The organism is Neptunitalea chrysea, from assembly GCF_027924145.1.
In the GTDB taxonomy this organism is placed as follows: domain Bacteria; phylum Bacteroidota; class Bacteroidia; order Flavobacteriales; family Flavobacteriaceae; genus Neptunitalea; species Neptunitalea chrysea.
In genome coordinates this window covers 1-19,696 of the sequence record NZ_BRVP01000035.1, presented here as the reverse complement: position 1 = coordinate 19,696, position 19,696 = coordinate 1, and the positions used below count along the sequence as shown (strand labels likewise).

Here is a 19,696-nt window from a genome sequence, read left to right as displayed (position 1 = left end):
TTCTAAAATAAAAAAACCTTCTTTAAAAGAAGGTTTTTTTATTTCTATAAAAGTTATTTATTACAACTCTAAAGCTCTTTTGATATCACCATTCATTAATAGATTAACCGGATCTTCTATAGCTTCTTTAACAGCAACAAGGAATCCTACAGATTCTTTACCGTCAATAATACGGTGATCATACGATAACGCCACATACATCATAGGCGCTACCACAATACCTCCATTTTTAACTATAGGACGCTCTACAATATTGTGCATCCCTAAAATACCACTTTGAGGTGGATTAATAATAGGCGTAGACATCATAGAACCAAAAACACCTCCATTAGAAATAGTAAAGGTACCACCTGTCATTTCATCAACTGTAATTTTACCATCTCTCGCTCTTAGTGCTAATCTCTTAATCTCTGCTTCTACTCCTCTAAAAGATAAGTTCTCTGCATTTCTAACAATAGGAACCATTAATCCTTTTGGCCCTGATACAGCTACAGAAATATCACAGAAATCATATGAAATCTTGTAATCTCCATCTATCATAGAGTTTACATCTGGGTACATTTGCAATGCTCTAACAACTGCTTTAGTAAAGAAACTCATAAATCCTAAACTAACACCGTGCTTTGCCTTAAATACCTCTTTATAATCATTTCTAACAGCAAAAATAGCACTCATATCTACCTCATTAAAAGTAGTAAGCATAGCGGTTTCATTTTTAGCAGAAACCAATCTTTCAGCCACTTTTCTTCGCAACATAGAAAGTTTTTTTCTACTCTCACCTCTTGCACCACCAGTAGTTGGTGTCCCCATAGATGGTACAGCTTTAACCGCATCATCTTTAGTTACTCTACCGTCTTTACCTGTCCCTTTTACAGCACCGGCATCAATACCTTTTTCAGCTAAAATCTTCTTAGCCGCGGGGCTAGCAGTACCTGTAGCATAGGTTTCTTTAGGCGTTTCTGCCTTAGGTGCAGCCTCCTCTTTTTTCTCTTCAGCTGCCGGAGTACTTTCTCCTTCTGGTTTTGCAGCACTTGTATCTATTAAACATACTACCTCACCAACTGCAACCGCGTCACCTTCTTCAGCTTTAAGCGTAATTATTCCGCTTGCCTCTGCCGGTAACTCTAAAGTAGCCTTATCAGAATCTACCTCAGCAATAGCTTGGTCTTTTTCAACATAATCACCATCTTGTACCAACCAAGTGGCAATTTCTACTTCAGTTATTGATTCTCCCGGAGAAGGGACTTTCATTTCTAAAATCATACTTTATAATTTTATTATTTGGTATTGACATTTATAAAAAGTGCAACTTATTTACGCTTTTCTTTATCACAAGGCTCAGGTTACAAATTTAAAACTAATAACCTCATTACGCACCTGTTAATTATTTATTCATATTATCTTTAGTCTTGTCAAAAACGTACTCAATAACTTCGTTCTGACGTTTTTTATCTCTTGTAGAGCTACCTGCAGCAGGAGATGCATAAAATCTTCTTGAGGCTACTCTAAAGCTTCTTGCAAAATCTAAATGCATTGATATATGCCCCCAAGCTCCCATATTACGTGGTTCTTCCTGAGCCCAAACAATATCATCTGCATTTTTATATTTAGCAATTACATCTTTAATCTTATCGTTGTTCATCGGGAAAAGCTGTTCTAACCTTACCAAAGCAACATCGTTTCTCTCTTTATTTTCTCTTGCTTGCAACAAGTCATAATAAAACTTACCTGTACAGAAAACAACCGTTTTCACATCTTTTACAGCTACTGATTCATCATCTATAATTTCTTTAAAGCTTCCTTCCGTCAATTCTTCTATTGTAGAAACCGCTTTAGGATGACGCAATAAGCTCTTAGGAGTAAATACGACTAAAGGCTTACGATAAGGAGCCTTTAACTGTCTTCTTAACAAGTGGAAAAAGTTAGCAGGCGTAGTACAATCTGCAATAAACATATTGTCTTTTGCACATAATTGTAAATAACGCTCCATTCGAGCCGATGAGTGTTCTGCACCTTGCCCTTCATAACCGTGAGGCAATAACATTACAAACCCACTCTGCATTTTCCATTTATCTTCTGCAGCAGAAATATATTGATCTAACATAATTTGAGCTCCATTACTAAAGTCTCCAAACTGTGCCTCCCAAATCGTTAAGGTATTAGGATTCGCCATAGAATATCCATAATCAAACCCAACAACACCATATTCAGAAAGTAGTGAATTGTAAATATGGAAAGCTCCTTGTCCCTCTCCTAAATTTTCTAATAATACTACCTCTTCTTCACTGTCTTCTACCTTAGTTACTGCATGACGATGAGAGAACGTACCTCGCTCTACATCCTGACCAGATAAACGAACATCTAAACCCTCTTCTAACAAAGATCCATACGCTAACAATTCACCCATAGCCCAATCAAGACTATTACGTTCAAAATACATAGCATTTCTATCTGCAATTAAACGTTGAATTTTTCTGATAAACTTTTTATCTGTTGGAAGCTTTGTAATCGTTTCAGCTATTTTATCAAGTTTAGCTCTGTTATAAGAAGTATCTACAGCAGCTAACATTTCATCTCTTAAAGCAAGATTAAATCCACTCCACTCGTTTTCCATAAACGGAGTAATAACGGTTTTCTCTTCTTTTCTAGAGTCTTCTAAATTCTCCTCAAGCTTGGCTTTATAATCTTTCTCTAATTTAGAAACATAATTGGCATCTATAACACCCTCACTAATTAATTTAGCAGCATAAATGTCTCTAACATTTTTATGAGCAGCAATAGCTTTATAAAGTACAGGTTGCGTAAAACGAGGCTCATCACCTTCGTTATGCCCGTATTTTCTATACCCTAATAAATCTATAAACACATCTCTCTTAAATTGCATTCTAAAGTCTAGCGCAAATAAACTCGCGTGTACAACCGCTTCTGCATCATCTGCATTAACATGTAATACCGGGGACAAAGTTACTTTCCCCACATCTGTACAATACGTAGACGAACGAGCATCTAAGTAATTAGTGGTAAAACCTACCTGATTGTTTACTACAATATGTATCGTACCATTGGTTCTGTACCCATCTAACTGAGCCATTTGCACCATTTCATACACTAATCCTTGCCCTGCAATAGCAGCATCTCCATGTACCACAATAGGCAATACTTTAGAAAAATCATCAGGATAATGATGATCTTGCTTTGCTCTAGTAATACCTTCTACTACTGCCCCCACTGTTTCTAAGTGAGAAGGGTTAGGTGCTATATTTATATTAATACGGTTTCCGTTATCTGTAGACCTGTCTGATGTCCATCCAAGGTGATACTTAACATCCCCATCAAAAACATCCATTTCATAATCTTTACCATCAAATTCACTAAAAATATCTTTAGCCGATTTGCCAAAAATATTAGTTAGTACATTTAAACGTCCACGGTGCGCCATCCCCATCACAAACTGCTTCACTCCATATTCTGCAGCCTGCTCAATAACGGCGTCCAAGGCAGGTATTAAAGACTCCCCTCCTTCTAATGAGAAACGTTTTTGCCCCACATATTTGGTATGCAAAAAGTTTTCAAAAGAAACAGCCTCACTAAGCTTTCTTAAAATATGCCTCTTTCTGTCAGCACTGTATGAAGGTCTGTTTTCGTTAACATTTAATTTTTCCTGAATCCATTTAATTTCTTCGGGTTTTCTAATGTAGATATACTCTACCCCAATAGATTCACAATAAATATTTTGTAAATGTTCTAAAATCGTTCGTAAAGAAGCTTTGCCTATACCTAAGATTTTACCCGCTGAAAACTCAGTGTCTAAATCCGCATCTGTAAATCCAAAGTTTTCTTTTGCTATAGTCGGTGTGTACGTTCTTCTATTACGTACAGGGTTGGTTTTGGTAAATAAATGCCCTCTAGTTCTATACGCGTTAATAAGCTCTACAACCTGAAACTCCTTTTGAACATTATCAGGAATCTCTACAACGTTATTGGTACCCGGCAAAGGAACCTTTAAACTTTCCGACGTTTCTACAACCATCGTCTCTGCGCTCTCTAATCCAAAATCAAAACCTTGGAAAAAAGCTCTCCAGCTTGGCTCTACACTATCAGGAAATTGTAAGTATTGGTCATATAACTCTGCGAAGTATTCTGTATGTGCAGCATTTAAAAATGAAAATCTATCCATGATATCTTTTTCAGAAAACTGTGTTCTTTTTATTTTAGCAAAAATACAATAAATAAGTATATTAGCAGGAAGAATTAAATATATTGTATACAAAATTAGCAGAATTTCTTAGAGCCCTTCTTAAATTCTTAATTATGCACAAAAAACTATTTTTTACTATAATAATCTCATTTTTCATCTCTTTAACTGCTTATTCTCAAACAGATGACGATTTTTGGGAGCATGTTTCTTACGGAGGAAATTTTGGTTTAGCCTTTGGAGAAGGATATTTTAGCGCTATCGTTTCTCCAAGCGCCATATATCAATTTAAAAATGAGAGGATAGCAGCTGGTACAGGAATGAATTTTGCATACGCAAAAGACAAAGATTTTTACAAGTCTACCATCTGGGGACCAAGCCTAATTGGACTCTATGATCCTATATATGAACTTCAATTATCAGGTGAATTTGAGGTCTTGAATGTTATTCAAAATTATGAAGATAGTTACTACGAAGACGAAAACTATTGGTACCCTGCGTTTTTTGTAGGTGCCGGATATAGAACAGAAAATGTAACCTTCGGGATACGTTACGATGTATTGTATAAAGAAAACAAAAGCATCTATGCAAATGCATGGATGCCTTTTATAAGAATCTATTTTTAAAGATTGATATACAACCTTTTTATATCAACTATAAACCTCTTACTTTTTTCTCCCACTTCCAGGCAGATGCCATAGCATCATCTAAAGTAAGTTCAGATTTCCATCCTAGCACATTGTTTGCTTTGGTTGTATCTGCGTACACTGCAATAACATCCCCCGCTCTTCTTGGTGCTATTTTGTAATTTAGTTTTTCTCCTGAAACCTTTTCAAAACTTTGAATCACTTCCAATACAGAACTTCCTGTTCCTGTACCTAAATTAAAGATTTCATAATTCCCTTCGTTCTTATCTTCTAACAAACGTTCTAAAGCAATTACGTGTGCTTTAGCAAGGTCTACCACATGAATATAATCTCTTACACAGGTACCATCTTCGGTTGGGTAATCATCACCAAACACAGATAACTCTTTTCTCAATCCGGCAGCAGTTTGTGTTATAAACGGCACTAGGTTTTGAGGTACCCCTAGCGGCAATTCACCAATCTCGGCAGAATCGTGTGCCCCAATAGGGTTAAAATAACGTAAAGCAATAGCTTTTAAACCTGCTGCTATATTGCAAGTATCTTTAATAATTTCTTCCCCTACTTGTTTGGTATTTCCGTAAGGAGACTCAGCTTTTTTAACAGGAGCCGACTCAGTAATAGGAAGTGTATCTGGTTGCCCGTATACGGTACAAGAAGAGCTAAAAATAAAATTAGCAGATCCTTTCTTAGCTAACTCCTTTAAAATATATACTAAAGCTGCTAAGTTGTTCTCATAATACAATAACGGATTTTGAACACTCTCTCCTACTGCTTTAGAAGCAGCGAAGTGAATTACACCTTCAACAGATGCATATGTGCTAAAAAACGCTTCAACTTTCTCTTTATCTCTAAGATCTAACTCTTCAAAAATTGGCCTTACACCGGTTATATGCTCAATACCATCTAACACCTCTATACTCGAGTTAGATAGGTTATCTATAATCACTACTTCGTATCCTTTTTCTTGTAAAGCTACTACCGTATGAGAACCAATAAATCCAAGTCCTCCGGTTACCAAAATTTGTTTCATAAGTATATTTTTAGCGTTAATTAGTATAAAGTTATCTATTGCAAAAGCACTAAACGTTTACAAACTCTTTTATTTTAGTGGTAATAAATTCAATTTGGTCATCCTCTAACTCGGTGTGCATTGGTAACGCTATTACCTCTTTACACAATTGATTAGTTACCACAAAATCAGCTTCATTATATCTCTCATCTGTATATGCCTTTTGGTTATGTAATGGTATAGGATAATATACCCCACAAGGAATACCGTTTTCATTTAAATATTTTACCAAACCATCACGCTTACCGTTTGTAATACGTAAGGTATATTGATGATACACATGGCTATCTGCTTCTCCTGTTTGCACAGGTGTTACAATACTTTCCTCCCCATTTAAGGCTGCTGTATATTTTGCAGCCGATTCTTTTCTTCTATTATTATACGTATCTAATAAAGGTAATTTGGCACGTAGCACTGCAGCTTGCAAAGCATCTAAACGAGAGTTTACCCCCACTACATCGTGATGGTAACGCTCATACATTCCGTGATTAACAACACCTCTAATAGTATACGCCAAATCATCATCATTCGTAAAGATAGCTCCACCATCCCCATAACATCCTAAATTTTTAGAAGGAAAAAAAGAGGTTGCTCCTACGTGTCCAATAGTACCAGCCTTTTGCTTAGTTCCATCAGTCCATGTATAGTTAGCCCCTATTGCCTGTGCATTGTCTTCTATCACATATAGGTTATGCGCTTTTGCAATTTCCATTACCGCCTCCATATTGGCTACCTGACCAAATAAATGCACCGGTACAATAGCCTTGGTTTTAGGTGTAATAGCTTTTTTCAAAGCCTCTATATCTATATTAAATGTATCTGGCTCTACATCTATTAATACAGGAGTTAATTGTAATAAAGCAATAACCTCTACAGTTGCCGCAAATGTAAAATCTACCGTTATTACCTCATCGCCTGGTTGTAACCCAAGCCCCATCATTGCAATCTGTAAAGCATCGGTACCATTACCGCATGGTATTACATGTTTTACCCCTAAATATTCCTCTAATTCTTTCTGAAAAGCATGAACTTCAGGTCCGTTAACAAAAGCAGTATTAGATAAAACTTCATCAAATGAAGTAGCAATTTGATCTTTAATTGTTTCGTATTGACCTTTAAGGTCAACCATTTGTATTTTCTTCATTTAAAATGCACTCTTTATAATAAACAATAATACAAATTTACACATCCTTAAACAATCAATTCAATATTTATTAGATAAATAACAGGTAGCCTTTTATCGCCTACCAAACCAACCAATACCACAAAAAAAAGCGATTATCAGTTTTATAAACTGATAATCGCCATATAATTCAATTAAAATTAAAAAATGAAACTATTAAGTCTAATTAAAAAGCTGATTACAAGTTGCGTTATCTAAAGGAAAATCTACAACATTATTTAATTGAGCAATTGTAATGGTTTCATAATACACTTTATTATTATAATACGTTACGAAATCATACGTTTGACCAACATCTAATCTAGTTGTTGCTATTTCTCCCTTATACACATACCCCAAATAGCTATAATAAGTTGAAGACGGCAATTTATAATACACATGAAAAGAAGGTCTTTCTATAGAACCATTAGCACAAGAAGCCGTTCCTTTAAGTGTTACAGGAACCGGAAAATATCCGGAAGGCATAGTAATACTAACCGCATCTGAACACGGACGAAATGAGGCCGATTCTGCAACCAAAGTTCCTTTTGAATAGCGACTAGTACCTGAATACACTCTAAACTTACAATACGCGTAAGGTGCATTGTAAAATTTAATATTTTGTCCGTTATAAAGAGTATAGGATTTAGCAGCATAATAACTCACTAATTGCCCTGTACTAGCATATACCAACTCGCAATAGGCATATTTACTATAATTTCCATCTCCTATAACACTAACTCCACCATTCACGTAGTACGAACAGCGAGCACCTTTATAGTCTATATTATACCAAGATAAATGGGTTATATCAAAATTTACGGTCAACTCTCCATTCTCTTCCACTACCGTAGCATCCTGCTCATATTGCCAAGTACCTGTTGCCACTTCGTACGACCATATAGGAATCACATCGCCTGCAGTAATCATTACATCATCAACTACATTATAGGTATCATCTGTAATGGTCATAGATACCGATACAGGATTACTAAACGACTTTACATCACTACCAGCCACGCTCATATCAATAGAAGCAAAACCAGCAGTACTAAAAAACACTTCTTCTTCTACTCCATTTTCATTCATAACTTTATTTGGCATAAATCCACCCGGAAAAGTAATTCCGGCTTCTTCTTCATTAGCGTCAAAATGTGTTAAACTTACTTCTACCGAACTACCAGAAATCATGTTGCCACTAGCATCATAAAACTGAAGTCCATCTGGTAAAGTAACTATTGCGCCTGTTTCTTTATCTGTACCTGGCGCAACTGTTACTTGCTGATCTCCCGCAAGCCCATTTCCTGTTAATCCAAAAGTCGCTGTAGTATTAGCAACGCCTGAAGGTGTAGCGCTTAAATTTATCATTGGAACCGTTAACAACTGTTCCGGCTCATTTTCACTAATATATACTTCTGCATTTACCGATAAATAGCCCGGTGCTTCTATAAGCACATTAAATTCAATATCATCTCCTTCCACCGCATTATACGAAGGGTTTACGGCTAAATATAATTTACCATCTATAGTTTGATAGTCTCTAGTACCGCCAGATTCAAATACATACTCACTATCTTCTCCACTAACTGAAACCGTAATATTGTCTGGTATCGTAACACCATCTGCGGCATCTACAACCTCTATCATAAGCGTCTGATCTATAATACTAAAGCTATTATTTAGACTTACATAATCGTCTACGCTATCTATTAATTCTCCCGGACTTTTATCGCAAGCCGAAAACATGGTAGCAAAAGCTACTATAAGTATACAATGTAATTTTTTCATCATGAGTAATCGTTTTACGTTTTTACAATTAAGATTTTAAAAGATTAACAGCTACTCGTAAATTGATATACGGGTACCATCTATAATCAGAGATATCTTCCTGAAAATCCTCTTCCCTTCTTATCATATTTGCATCTAATAATTCAGTAGTAACAATAGATCCTTCTGGTTCTCCCAAATAGAAAGTTCCCAATTCCAATCCAATACCTACTCGATGCTTAGGCACAGCTCTCCCAAAACCTATTCCTAAATAAGGTGCCAATCCTTTGTAATCTACTTTAAAGTCGAGCGTCCCTACATCTTCAGGAGCAATCACCATATCGCCATACATATACCCATCTTTGTTTACGCTATGAACCGTAAAATCTCCTTTTAAAAAATACCCTACTCCGGCTATTAGCTTAAAACTGCTATTCCTAAATGGAGCGTAGTCCATACAAATATCTAATACCGTACTTTTAGGACCGGCATTTACAATAAAATCTTCCCCGCCTATATCCTGCTCCTCATCAGATAAGGCTTCTGTTAAATTCAGGTAATGCCCTCGCAAGCGCAACGAAATTTTATCGCTTACCGACACACCAAATTCCCCTCCAACCCCAAGGCTTGAACCATTAATGGCTACCGAATACCCGAGAGGTCGTTTTGTTTCTGTTTCCAGCTCCTCCTGTTCCTGCCCATACCCATAGGTACCAAGCAACGCAAGAAGTGCAATAAGTTTGAGTTTTCTAATCATAGGTTATCGTGTTAAATATCCACTAAAATACACCAAACCAATTATTTACATATACTCATTTATAAGTATTCATACCAAAAAGGGGTAATCCTTACCGTTTTAGGGGATTCCCTAAAGAAAACTCTCATGCGTAAAATTTAAAAAACTTACTACATATAAAAAAACACTACTGTATAAGTAGTCATTACTTTTTATTTTAAAGCAAATAGCATAAAGTTGAATTTTAGTTTCATAATTTGGTATTTAATTAATTTATACCTCAACATTATACAGTAAGTAAATATCTTCCCTACCGCAAAAAAAGGGGAGTTATATACGTTAACAGTGAGCACCATCCCTTTTTTAGACATCTTTTAGTAGACGTTTAAACTAATGCCACTCTCAAAAAAATAAACCTTTAAAGAATCCATTCCTTAAATACATCCTCTAAATAATTAAAATAAATTACTTTTGAACCTATTTTATATCAATACCATGTATTCAATACTACTGTATATAATTCAAGGGATTTTAACCATTATAGCCTTATTCAATAAAAAAATAAAGCTATTTATAGTGGGTAGAAAACAAGTATTTTCTATACTTTCTAATGCATTACAACCAAATGATAAAGTCATTTGGATGCACACTGCATCACTAGGAGAGTTTGAACAAGGGCTCCCTATTCTGCACCAATTAAAGCAACAGTATCCTACATATAAATTGGTAGTTACCTTTTTTTCGCCATCAGGATATGAGGTAAAAAAGAATAGTACAGATGCCGATGTAATTACCTATTTGCCTTTAGATACCAAACAAAACGTTACCCACTTTCTAAATACCATAAACCCCAAACTAGCGCTTTTTGTAAAGTATGAGTTTTGGCCTAATTACTTAAACGAACTTAAAAGAAGAAACATACCTACCTTATTAGTTTCTGGTATATTTAGAGAAAAACAATCATTTTTCAAATGGTATGGCGGGTATATGCGTACTGCACTAAAAGCCTTCAACCATTTCTTTCTACAAGAAGAACAATCTGAAAAATTATTACATGCTATTGGCTTTACCAATACTACCGTATGCGGTGATACCCGATTTGACCGTGTGCTACAAATTTTAAAAAGAAACAATACCTTAGACTTTGTTGAGCAGTTTAAAGACAACAAACCTTGTGTAGTAATTGGTAGCTCTTGGCCAGAAGATGAAGCTTTATTACTGCCCTTTATTAACAATATCAATAAGAAAGTAAAGTTTATTATTGCTCCGCATGAGATTAAACCACAAAAGATAGCCGCTATTCTATCTGTTTTACAGAAAAAAGTGATTTGTTATACCCAAATGGAACAAAAAAATCTGGCTGATTACGATGTACTTATTATAGACACCATTGGGTTACTAACCAAGGTATACAGCTATGCGAATATAGCCTATGTGGGTGGCGGTATGGGTACCAGCGGATTACATAATACCTTAGAACCTGCTGTTTTTGGTATACCGGTGCTTATTGGTAAAAACTATAAAAAGTTTAACGAAGCCAAACTATTAGTAGAAAAAGGGGGTATTATTTCGGTAACCGATGCCAACCAACTTACCGAACAGCTCAATCACTTACTTGAAAACCCAACAGAGCAACAAAAAATAGGTACTATTAATAGTTCTTTTTTGCAGGCTAACAGCAAGGCTACAGAGAAGATTATGGGGTATATTAATAAGAACACCCTTTTATAAAGCTTAACAAAAGGGTAGTTACTGTGCAGAGATTACCAGTTGGGAGCATATTACCGAAAACTGGTTTTAGCGATACAACTACGTAAACTCCATAATCTATTATCATTTCTTTAAAAGTTTTTAACGTTCCTTAAATTAGCTATCCGCTTGGTCATCATTAGTTTTACTCAAAACTGGAAAAATCGGATGATGAAGAAGTTATTTTTAAGTATTAATTTGGTAGCAACATTGATATTTACATCGTGTTCTGAAACTCCTTAAAAAAACACTAGACCCTGACGAAAAATAATATACATCATAAGGTATAATGACATCCTTATAATAAAACAGCCGGATGAGCAGCATGTTTTTATTTGAAGCATCATTCGTGTTTTGCAACTGAAACTATTATCTTTATAGTTAAAATATTCTTTGCTTGAAAAAATCAATATACATTGTAGCGGCCATTACATTAGGTATATTGCTACCACAGTTGCATCAGCTTACTTTTTTAATAAGGTATTCGCTAATTATCATGCTATTCCTCACCTTTACAGGTATACGTATTACCTACAAACAAATTGGACGCGCACACATACAAGCAGCACTATTGGTAGTACTCCTGTCTTTTATTCATTATTGGTGGGTAAAACTACTGTTTCCCGATTTAGCCATGGTAGGCTTTATTTTGGGGGCGGCACCAACAGCAGCAGCAGCAGCCGTAGTTGCTAACATGATGAAATTAAACGTACCATTTGTCACCGTATCTACAGTACTCAGTAATCTGGTATCGGTGATCTTTATACCGATAGCACTGCCATTACTCACTAAGGAGCCTTTATTGGTATCCCCTATTTTTATTGTACTACAAGTATTTATTACACTGGGTATTCCTTTAATTATTGGGCAATTAGTTACTAATTACACTCCTAAATTAACGGCGAAAATAGTACCCCTAAAACCATTTTCATTCGTCCTGTTTATATTTAACATGTTTATAGCCAGTGGTAATTGTTCTGATTATATTCAGAACCACAGTACAGTATCTATAAATACTATATTACTTATTGCAGGCATCACCTGTGTAATTGGATTTATCAACTTTAAGGTAGGAGAATGGACCGCACCCAAAGCTATTAAATATGAAAGCGGACTGGCAATCGGAAGAAAAAACACCATGTTCGCCTTGTGGATAAGTATTACCTATGTAAACCCTATGGTAGGTTTAGCCCCTGTTTTCTACTTGGTATTTCATAATGTGTACAACTCGGCACAACTATGGTTTTTAGAGCGTAAACGCCAAACTACCGCCATAGAAAACAGGAACAAAAACTAACTAACTAGATTATTCAACGTCTGATAGTAACTTAGTCACCTCATCTAGTTTCGGTGTAAGTATTACTTCTATTCTACGGTTTTTAGCTTTTCCTTCTTTGGTTTCATTAGTTGCAACCGGAGCAAACTCGCTACGCCCTGCTGCCGTAATGTTAGCAGGATCTATACCCAGGTTTTCGATTAATAACTTAACAATCGCTGTAGCACGTTTTACAGATAAATCCCAGTTATCATCAATAACACCATTTTTAGCATACGGTACATTATCAGTATGTCCTTCAATCAATACAGAAATATCCGGATTTTGTGCTAATACAGTAGCCAACTGCATTACCGCTTTTTTACCATCGGTACCTACATACCAGCTACCCGAACTAAACAATAACTTATTCTCCATAGAAACGTATACTTTTCCATCGCGTTGCTCAATGGTTAAACCGTTTCCTTCAAAATCTAATAACGCTTTAGATAATGATTCTTTCAGCCTTTTCATAGCTGCATCCTTAGCCGCTATTACCGCTTCTAACTCATCTATACGTGCCGAACGTTTCTCTAGTTCTGACGCTAATTGCGTTAAACGATCGCTTTCTTTTTCTAACTTCTCAAGTAACTCTCTGTTCTTTTTAGCATTATCGGCAAGACTCTTTTCACTTTGCTTTTCTAACGCATCATACGAAGCTTTTAAGTTGGCTAAGTTATTCTCTATAGCCGACTTTTCTTGCGTTAATTTATTGCGCTCTTCAACTACATTTTCATATTCGGTAAGTAGTTTAGAGTTTTGATTTTCCAACTTATTTACGCTTACCTTTAGGACCTCTTTATTCATTGCAAGGGAATCGCGCTCTTCGGCTAACTCAGCGTACTTATCCTCCAAATCTTTATATACCTTGGTAGATACACAAGATGTTGTTATAGCAATTAATGCCATAACGGTAATCACTCTCTTTATCATATACAATTACTTAGTTTTCTAGTTCAACTACAATAGGGCAATGGTCACTATGCTTTGCCTCTGGTAATATAACGGCTCTCTTTAATTTATCTTGTAATGGTACTGCCACCATATTATAATCTATACGCCAACCCTTATTATTGTTACGGGCATTGGCACGATACGTCCACCATGAATAATGGTGCGGTTCTTTATTAAAAAAACGGAAACTATCTATAAATCCACTGTCAATAAAATTCCCTATCCACTCTCGCTCTACTGGTAAAAATCCTGAAACTTTTGCATTTCTAACAGGATCGTGAATATCTATAGCTTCATGACAAATATTATAATCACCACAAATTACCAAATTAGGGGTAGCTTTTTTCAGCTCGCTAATATAGGTCTGAAAATCGGCCATATATTGTAGCTTATGTGCTAATCTATCAATATTGGTACCCGATGGTAAATACAAACTCATTACAGAAACCCCGTCAAAATCTGCTCTAAGGTTTCTTCCTTCCTTATCCATATACTCTATACCTGTACCATATACCACATTTTTAGGCTCTACTTTACTTAAAATAGCCACTCCACTATATCCTTTCTTTTCTGCACTAAACCAATAATGGTATGGATACCCTGCCTCTTCAAATAAGCTAAGATCTAATTGGTCTGCAGTTGCCTTGATTTCTTGTAAACAAATAACATCGGGGTTAGCACTTACCAACCACTCTAAAAAACCCTTTTTAATGGCGGCTCTAATACCATTTACATTATAGGATATAATTTTCATGAAAGTTTATTTTAACAGCTAAAATAAATATTACGCAGATTTATATCGAATAATCGGCATGTAAATTTTATTTTCGGGCATATTTTAAAATATTTTAGATAGATTTTTGTTCTTAGAATGATGAAACAACTTCTGCTTATCTGTGTTTGCATATTCGCCTGTACGTTACAGGCGCAGGAGATTCCTTCTAATTACAAAAGCAAGAAGGCTAAAGTTATTCAGAAAATTGTATTAGATACGGTTCCTATCAACAACACCTATCTGGAAGTTTTAGATGTTCAAAACCAACCCATCGATTCCACTTTATACAGTATTGACTTTGCCAACGCTACCCTAACCTTTAGTCCGGAAGCTACTATTTTACTAGACTCCGTACAGATTAACTATTTAAATTACCCTGAATTTTTAACGCGCTCCTATAGTGCAGTAGACCCTGCTGTAATTGTGGGCTCTAATGCCAGAATGGATCAATTGTATGCGCTACAACAGGTAAAAAAAGAAGACGTAAATTTATTTGACGGACTAAATACTTCGGGGAGTATCTCTAGAGGTATTACCATTGGTAACAATCAAAACGCTGTACTTAACTCACAGCTTGACTTACAGATTTCGGGAAAATTAGCGAATGACATTACGCTACGGGCTTCGATACGAGATGACAACATCCCAATTCAATCTACCGGATACTCACAACGGGTACGAGAATTTGATCAGATTTTTGTAGAAATTGAAAGTAAAAACTGGGGCATTAGAGCCGGAGACATCAACCTACAGAATAGTGACACCTACTTTATGAACTACACTAAAAAAGTACAAGGTTTATTGCTTTCTGCCAACCTTTCTCCAAACAGCGATAGTAAAACGGAAGTTTTTGCCTCGGGAGCTGTGGTAAGAGGAATTTATACCTCGGTAAATTTTACCGGACAAGAAGGGAATCAGGGACCTTATAACCTATCAGGTTCCAGCTCCGATGTGTATGTAATTATAGTATCGGGTAGCGAACGGGTGTATGTAAACGGTATCTTATTAGAACGTGGTGAGAACAACGATTATATTATAGACTATAGTACGGGTGAAGTTATCTTTACCTCTAAATACCCTATCACTTCCGATATGCGTATTAAGATAGAATACCAATATACCGATTATAACTATACCCGCTATGTAAGTTATAATGGGATAAAACACACCTCTGATAAATTAGATCTGGGTGTCTATTTATATTCTGAGAACGACGCTAAAAATCAGCCTGTACAGGAAAATTTATCGGAAGAACAAATAGCCATTTTACAAGCTGCCGGAGATGACACCGATTTAATGACAGCTCCCTCTGCCTCTGAAACTACCTACGATGAAAATCAGGTACAATATACTACTCAAGTAGTTGACGGAGAAATTGTATACGTGTATTCAAGTGATGAGAACAATACCCTCTTTAGTGTCACCTTTACGTATGTAGGTACCAATGAAGGAGATTATGTGTTGAGCACTACACTGGCTACCGGAAAAGTATACGAGTATGTAGCTCCTGTGAACGGAGTTCCGCAAGGTTCCTATGCCCCAATTACCACTTTAAATGCACCCACTAAATTACAGGTAGCGGTAATAAATGGTGCTTACCGACCTACCGAAAAAACAGCGGTAACTTTTGAAGGAGCCGTAAGCTATGACGATGAGAATTTATTTTCAGATATTGACGATGGAAACAATACGGGTTTTGCCGGAAAAATGAATATTCAACAGACTATTTTAAATACAAATGGCACGTTAGATGCCTTTGCTAACATTGATTATATACAAGACAATTTTCAGAGTATTGAACGTATTTACAACATAGAGTTTAACCGTGACTGGAATATTGAGACAACTCCTAAAAGCAACCAGAACTTAATGACCGCCGGACTCTCCTACCAACACCCCCAAACAGGAAGTGCCAGTTACCAATTTGAGTATTTAGACTTTAAAAACTATTCGTACGGGGGGCGTCATGTGGCAAAGGCTAATTTAAAATTAAATAAACTAGCTATTACCACTAATAGTAGTTACCTGCAAAATAATGGTACGGAAACCTCTTCTACCTTTGCCCGCTCCTATACAACCGCTGCCTATGGCTTTGCTAAAAACTGGGTGGGCGTAAAGCTTAACTATGAAAACAACCAACAAACCGATGTTACCACCAATGAGTTAACCAATTTGTCGCAACGTTATAAGGAGTACCAAGTATATACAGGTATAGGAGATAGCCTGAACATTTTTGGTGAAGTGGGCTATAAATATCGTATTAACGACAGTATTCGTTCTAACCGATTAACGCATTACAACACCTCTCATACCTATTACATCAATTCGCAATTGATTAAAAACAAAACGACCAATTTAGCTGCCTACCTCAGCTATCGTAATTTTAAATATGAATATGATAACGATGCCGACGAGAACTCATTAAATTCGCGTATACAATACAGTCAGCAACTTTGGAAAGGATTTGTACAAATGGGTACTGTATACGAAACCAATGCAGGTACAGTAGCCCAACAAGAATTTAGCTATGTAGAAGTAGAAGCCGGACAAGGTACATATACCTGGAACGACTATAATGAGAACGGAATACAAGAAATAGATGAGTTTGAAGTAGCCCAGTTTCAGGATCAGGCTACCTATGTACGGGTATTTTTGCCAAACCAGACCTACATCAACTCACACCAAACCAAGCTTAGTGAAACCTTAACTATAAATCCGGGGATTTGGGAAGCAACCGAACACAGTTTCGGGAAATGGGTACGCAGACTATATAACCAAACCTCACTACTTATAGACCGTAAAACCAAACGAGAAGGCAATAAATTTAATTTGAATCCGCTGGGAGCTAATAACGGGGACGATGTTTTAGCGTTAAATCAATCGTTTCAAAACACCTTGTTTTATAACAGAGGAAAGCAACATTACACCACCTCTTACACCTTTTTAAATACCAAAAGCAAAAGTCTGTTGGCAGTGGGTGCACAAGAAAGTACCATACAAAGTCACCAAACACAGTTTGCACACCAAATAAACACCTTTTGGTTGGTAAACTTTACCGGAAAAAATACAGTAACTACCAGTGCCTCTGAAAACTACGAAAGTAGAAATTACGAAATAGATAGTTATAGTGTTTCACCTACGGTAAGCTATTTTCTATCTGTAAACAGTAAGTTAGACTTCACTTACCAATACCAACACAAACAAAACCAAATGGGAGATTTTGATAATTTAGAACAGCACAATTTGGGCTTTTCATTTAACTACTCCAATGCACAAAAAATTTCGCTTAACGGAAAAGTAGATTTTTACCAAAATACGTTTGACGGTAATGCTTATTCTGCTGTAGGCTACCAAATTTTAGAAGGATTACAAGAAGGTAAAAACTTTACATGGACACTTATAGCCCAAAAACAACTAACCAAATTTTTAGACCTCAACCTCTCTTATTACGGTAGAAAATCTGAAAGCTCTAAAACCATACACACAGGCAGTGTGCAGTTAAAGGCGTATTTTTAATAGTAATAGCCAAAAAATACATATTGTACGGTTATCAGTAAAAAAATACTCATTTGTAGGTATAGATTTGTTTTAAAAGAAAAATATTTTTGCAACAAAATTAAATAGTACCTTATTAAATGTTATGAATATAAAAAGTTGGCCTTACTATTACGGTATTATATTGCTACTATTTATAACTAGTTGTCAGCCCGATGATACTTTTATCCAAGCTGAAACTAACACTATAAATGAGATAGGATATAACTTCAAGCGAAAGACCTTTAACGAACTAAGTCAAGAAACAAAATTTAAACCAGTACTTGACGCCATGTTTAATAAAAAGAACTTATTTCTAAAAGAAAATGGCAAGACCATTATGGAACATGAGTATAATTTTACAATAGATTCTACATTAATAAAAGAATTTTCTTCGGATAGCTATACCTCCTATACTTTTTTAATACGAAGAGACACCATACAACCCAGTACGTTCGAAAATTTAGTTGTTGTTTTAGACAGTATAAACTCTCCTAAGGCATATATTATAAAATACATATTAAATGCTCCTCCTTTATATGTACCAGCAGATAATGCATATAGTTTAGATGCCACTAAAGAATTAACTCCTATAACTTACAATACAAACACTTATTCTAGTAAATTTACGCTTGTGCAATCAGACGGATGTACAATAGCAACCCTAATGTGTCCGTTTGGTCTTGATCACGAAGCAGGACAGGCCTGTGTGGATGCAAAGCGTGGCGATTTGTATTTGTCTTATGACTCTTCAAATTGTTATGATACCGGAAGCTTTGGAGGTTCAGGCTTTGGTGATAGTGGAGATTCAGGATCAAGTGATAGTGGAGATTCAGGATCAGGTGATAGTTCTACCGGAGGCGGTGGCTCAGATGACGGTTCTGATGATTCAAGTACCGATGTTGGATGTAGAGGGTGTGGAGATGATGATGATGTCCCAATTATAACAAATCCAGTTTTAGAGGAAGAAATTGAAGATGAAGAGCCAGATCCTATTATTACAAAATTAGAAAATCTGTTAAACATTGATATCATAAGAAATAGAATCGATTATATGGTAAGTAAAATAGACAGTACACAGACAGAGCTTGGCAGTGAATTTAGGCTTGAATTAGGAGGAACGTACTCCGAGTATGTGGTTCCAGACAATGACCTTGACTTTGATACTACTAAATTTCCTGATGCCCAATCTAATTCAAGAATAAAACTTCATCTTCACCAAAGAACCCCAATAATTAATCAGCCAGGAGATACTACACGTTTAGCACCAATACCAAGCTTTGAAGACATCGCCGGATTTTGTAAATTTTCTTCACAACTAGAAAATCTAAATGCAAACGGCGAAGATGCTGTCTCCATTTTGGTCTCTAGAAGAGGATTATACGCCCTTACTATAGAAGATTCGCAAAAGGCAATACAATTTTATCACGATCTTTTAAACGTTACAATCACCATAGATGACGATAATGTTCCATTAATTACTTATTTAAAGGATACTTATAGAGAAATGGTATTAGACAAGACAAGAACATCCTGCCCAGGCACATGTCAAGACGACATAGAAGATGCGCTTTTTGAATTATTCTTTACAGAATTTCTAAAAAAACTCGATTGTGGTCTTAATTTACATCGAGCCTTTTTAATTGACGGATCATATATTTGGACAAAATTAAATTAAAAAAATTATGAAAAAGCAAATTTTACTACTCACCTTTCTTTGTTTAACTAGTTTAGTCAATGCTCAATTTGAGGTTCCTATAGAAAACCAAGCAGATTATGCAGAAGCCCCTGAC

Annotated in this window: 13 protein-coding genes; 5 read left to right on the top strand and 8 right to left on the bottom strand. The window is 35.9% G+C overall.

Features of this window, described 5'->3' with window-relative positions:
• Positions 1-60: 60 nt before the first annotated feature.
• Together odhB and NBRC110019_RS16090 are read right to left on the bottom strand one after the other, a co-directional pair.
• Positions 61-1,263 carry a 2-oxoglutarate dehydrogenase complex dihydrolipoyllysine-residue succinyltransferase gene (odhB, locus tag NBRC110019_RS16095; RefSeq protein ID WP_281756497.1) on the bottom strand — a complete coding sequence of 401 codons (1,203 nt, stop codon included), beginning with the start codon at positions 1,261-1,263 and terminating at the stop codon, positions 61-63.
• A 121-nt stretch (positions 1,264-1,384) separates the two neighbouring features.
• Positions 1,385-4,177: a 2-oxoglutarate dehydrogenase E1 component gene (locus NBRC110019_RS16090; protein WP_281756496.1), complete on the bottom strand. Its 2,793-nt coding sequence runs from the start codon at positions 4,175-4,177 to the stop codon at positions 1,385-1,387.
• Between the two features lie 134 nt (positions 4,178-4,311).
• On the opposite strand from NBRC110019_RS16090, the gene NBRC110019_RS16085 reads away from it, so the two are divergent.
• The gene (locus NBRC110019_RS16085; RefSeq protein ID WP_281756495.1) at positions 4,312-4,821 is read left to right on the top strand and encodes an alpha-ketoglutarate decarboxylase; all 510 of its coding nucleotides are present in this window, start codon (positions 4,312-4,314) and stop codon (positions 4,819-4,821) included.
• Between the two features lie 28 nt (positions 4,822-4,849).
• On the opposite strand, the gene galE is transcribed toward NBRC110019_RS16085, so the two are convergent.
• From galE to NBRC110019_RS16065, 4 genes are all read right to left on the bottom strand, one after another.
• Positions 4,850-5,872: a UDP-glucose 4-epimerase GalE gene (gene galE / locus NBRC110019_RS16080; RefSeq protein WP_281756494.1), complete on the bottom strand. Its 1,023-nt coding sequence runs from the start codon at positions 5,870-5,872 to the stop codon at positions 4,850-4,852.
• Between the two features lie 49 nt (positions 5,873-5,921).
• A complete protein-coding gene (locus NBRC110019_RS16075) occupies positions 5,922-7,055 on the bottom strand; it encodes a DegT/DnrJ/EryC1/StrS family aminotransferase (protein WP_281756493.1) in 1,134 nt (377 codons plus the stop codon).
• A gap of 201 nt (positions 7,056-7,256) precedes the next feature.
• The gene (locus tag NBRC110019_RS16070; protein ID WP_281756492.1) at positions 7,257-8,864 is read right to left on the bottom strand and encodes a hypothetical protein; all 1,608 of its coding nucleotides are present in this window, start codon (positions 8,862-8,864) and stop codon (positions 7,257-7,259) included.
• Positions 8,865-8,889: 25 nt separating this feature from the next.
• The gene (locus NBRC110019_RS16065) at positions 8,890-9,597 is read right to left on the bottom strand and encodes a hypothetical protein (RefSeq protein WP_281756491.1); all 708 of its coding nucleotides are present in this window, start codon (positions 9,595-9,597) and stop codon (positions 8,890-8,892) included.
• A 474-nt stretch (positions 9,598-10,071) separates the two neighbouring features.
• Here NBRC110019_RS16065 and NBRC110019_RS16060 point away from each other — a divergent pair, with 474 nt between their 5' ends.
• Entirely contained in the window at positions 10,072-11,307 is a 1,236-nt protein-coding gene (locus NBRC110019_RS16060) for a 3-deoxy-D-manno-octulosonic acid transferase (protein WP_281756499.1), read from the top strand.
• A 415-nt stretch (positions 11,308-11,722) separates the two neighbouring features.
• Positions 11,723-12,622 carry a hypothetical protein gene (locus NBRC110019_RS16055; protein ID WP_281756490.1) on the top strand — a complete coding sequence of 300 codons (900 nt, stop codon included), beginning with the start codon at positions 11,723-11,725 and terminating at the stop codon, positions 12,620-12,622.
• 9 nt (positions 12,623-12,631) lie between these two features.
• On the opposite strand, the gene NBRC110019_RS16050 is transcribed toward NBRC110019_RS16055, so the two are convergent.
• Both NBRC110019_RS16050 and NBRC110019_RS16045 read right to left on the bottom strand, forming a co-directional pair.
• Complete coding sequence (locus tag NBRC110019_RS16050) at positions 12,632-13,573, bottom strand: OmpA/MotB family protein (RefSeq protein ID WP_281756489.1); 942 nt, start codon at positions 13,571-13,573, stop codon at positions 12,632-12,634.
• A gap of 10 nt (positions 13,574-13,583) precedes the next feature.
• On the bottom strand, positions 13,584-14,348 hold the full coding sequence (locus tag NBRC110019_RS16045) for an exodeoxyribonuclease III (RefSeq protein ID WP_281756488.1): 765 nt from the start codon (positions 14,346-14,348) through the stop codon (positions 13,584-13,586).
• Positions 14,349-14,465: 117 nt separating this feature from the next.
• On the opposite strand from NBRC110019_RS16045, the gene NBRC110019_RS16040 reads away from it, so the two are divergent.
• Together NBRC110019_RS16040 and NBRC110019_RS16035 are read left to right on the top strand one after the other, a co-directional pair.
• Positions 14,466-17,885 carry a DUF8818 domain-containing protein gene (locus NBRC110019_RS16040; RefSeq protein ID WP_309297655.1) on the top strand — a complete coding sequence of 1,140 codons (3,420 nt, stop codon included), beginning with the start codon at positions 14,466-14,468 and terminating at the stop codon, positions 17,883-17,885.
• 124 nt (positions 17,886-18,009) lie between these two features.
• Entirely contained in the window at positions 18,010-19,581 is a 1,572-nt protein-coding gene (locus tag NBRC110019_RS16035) for a hypothetical protein (protein WP_281756487.1), read from the top strand.
• Positions 19,582-19,696: the final 115 nt, after the last annotated feature.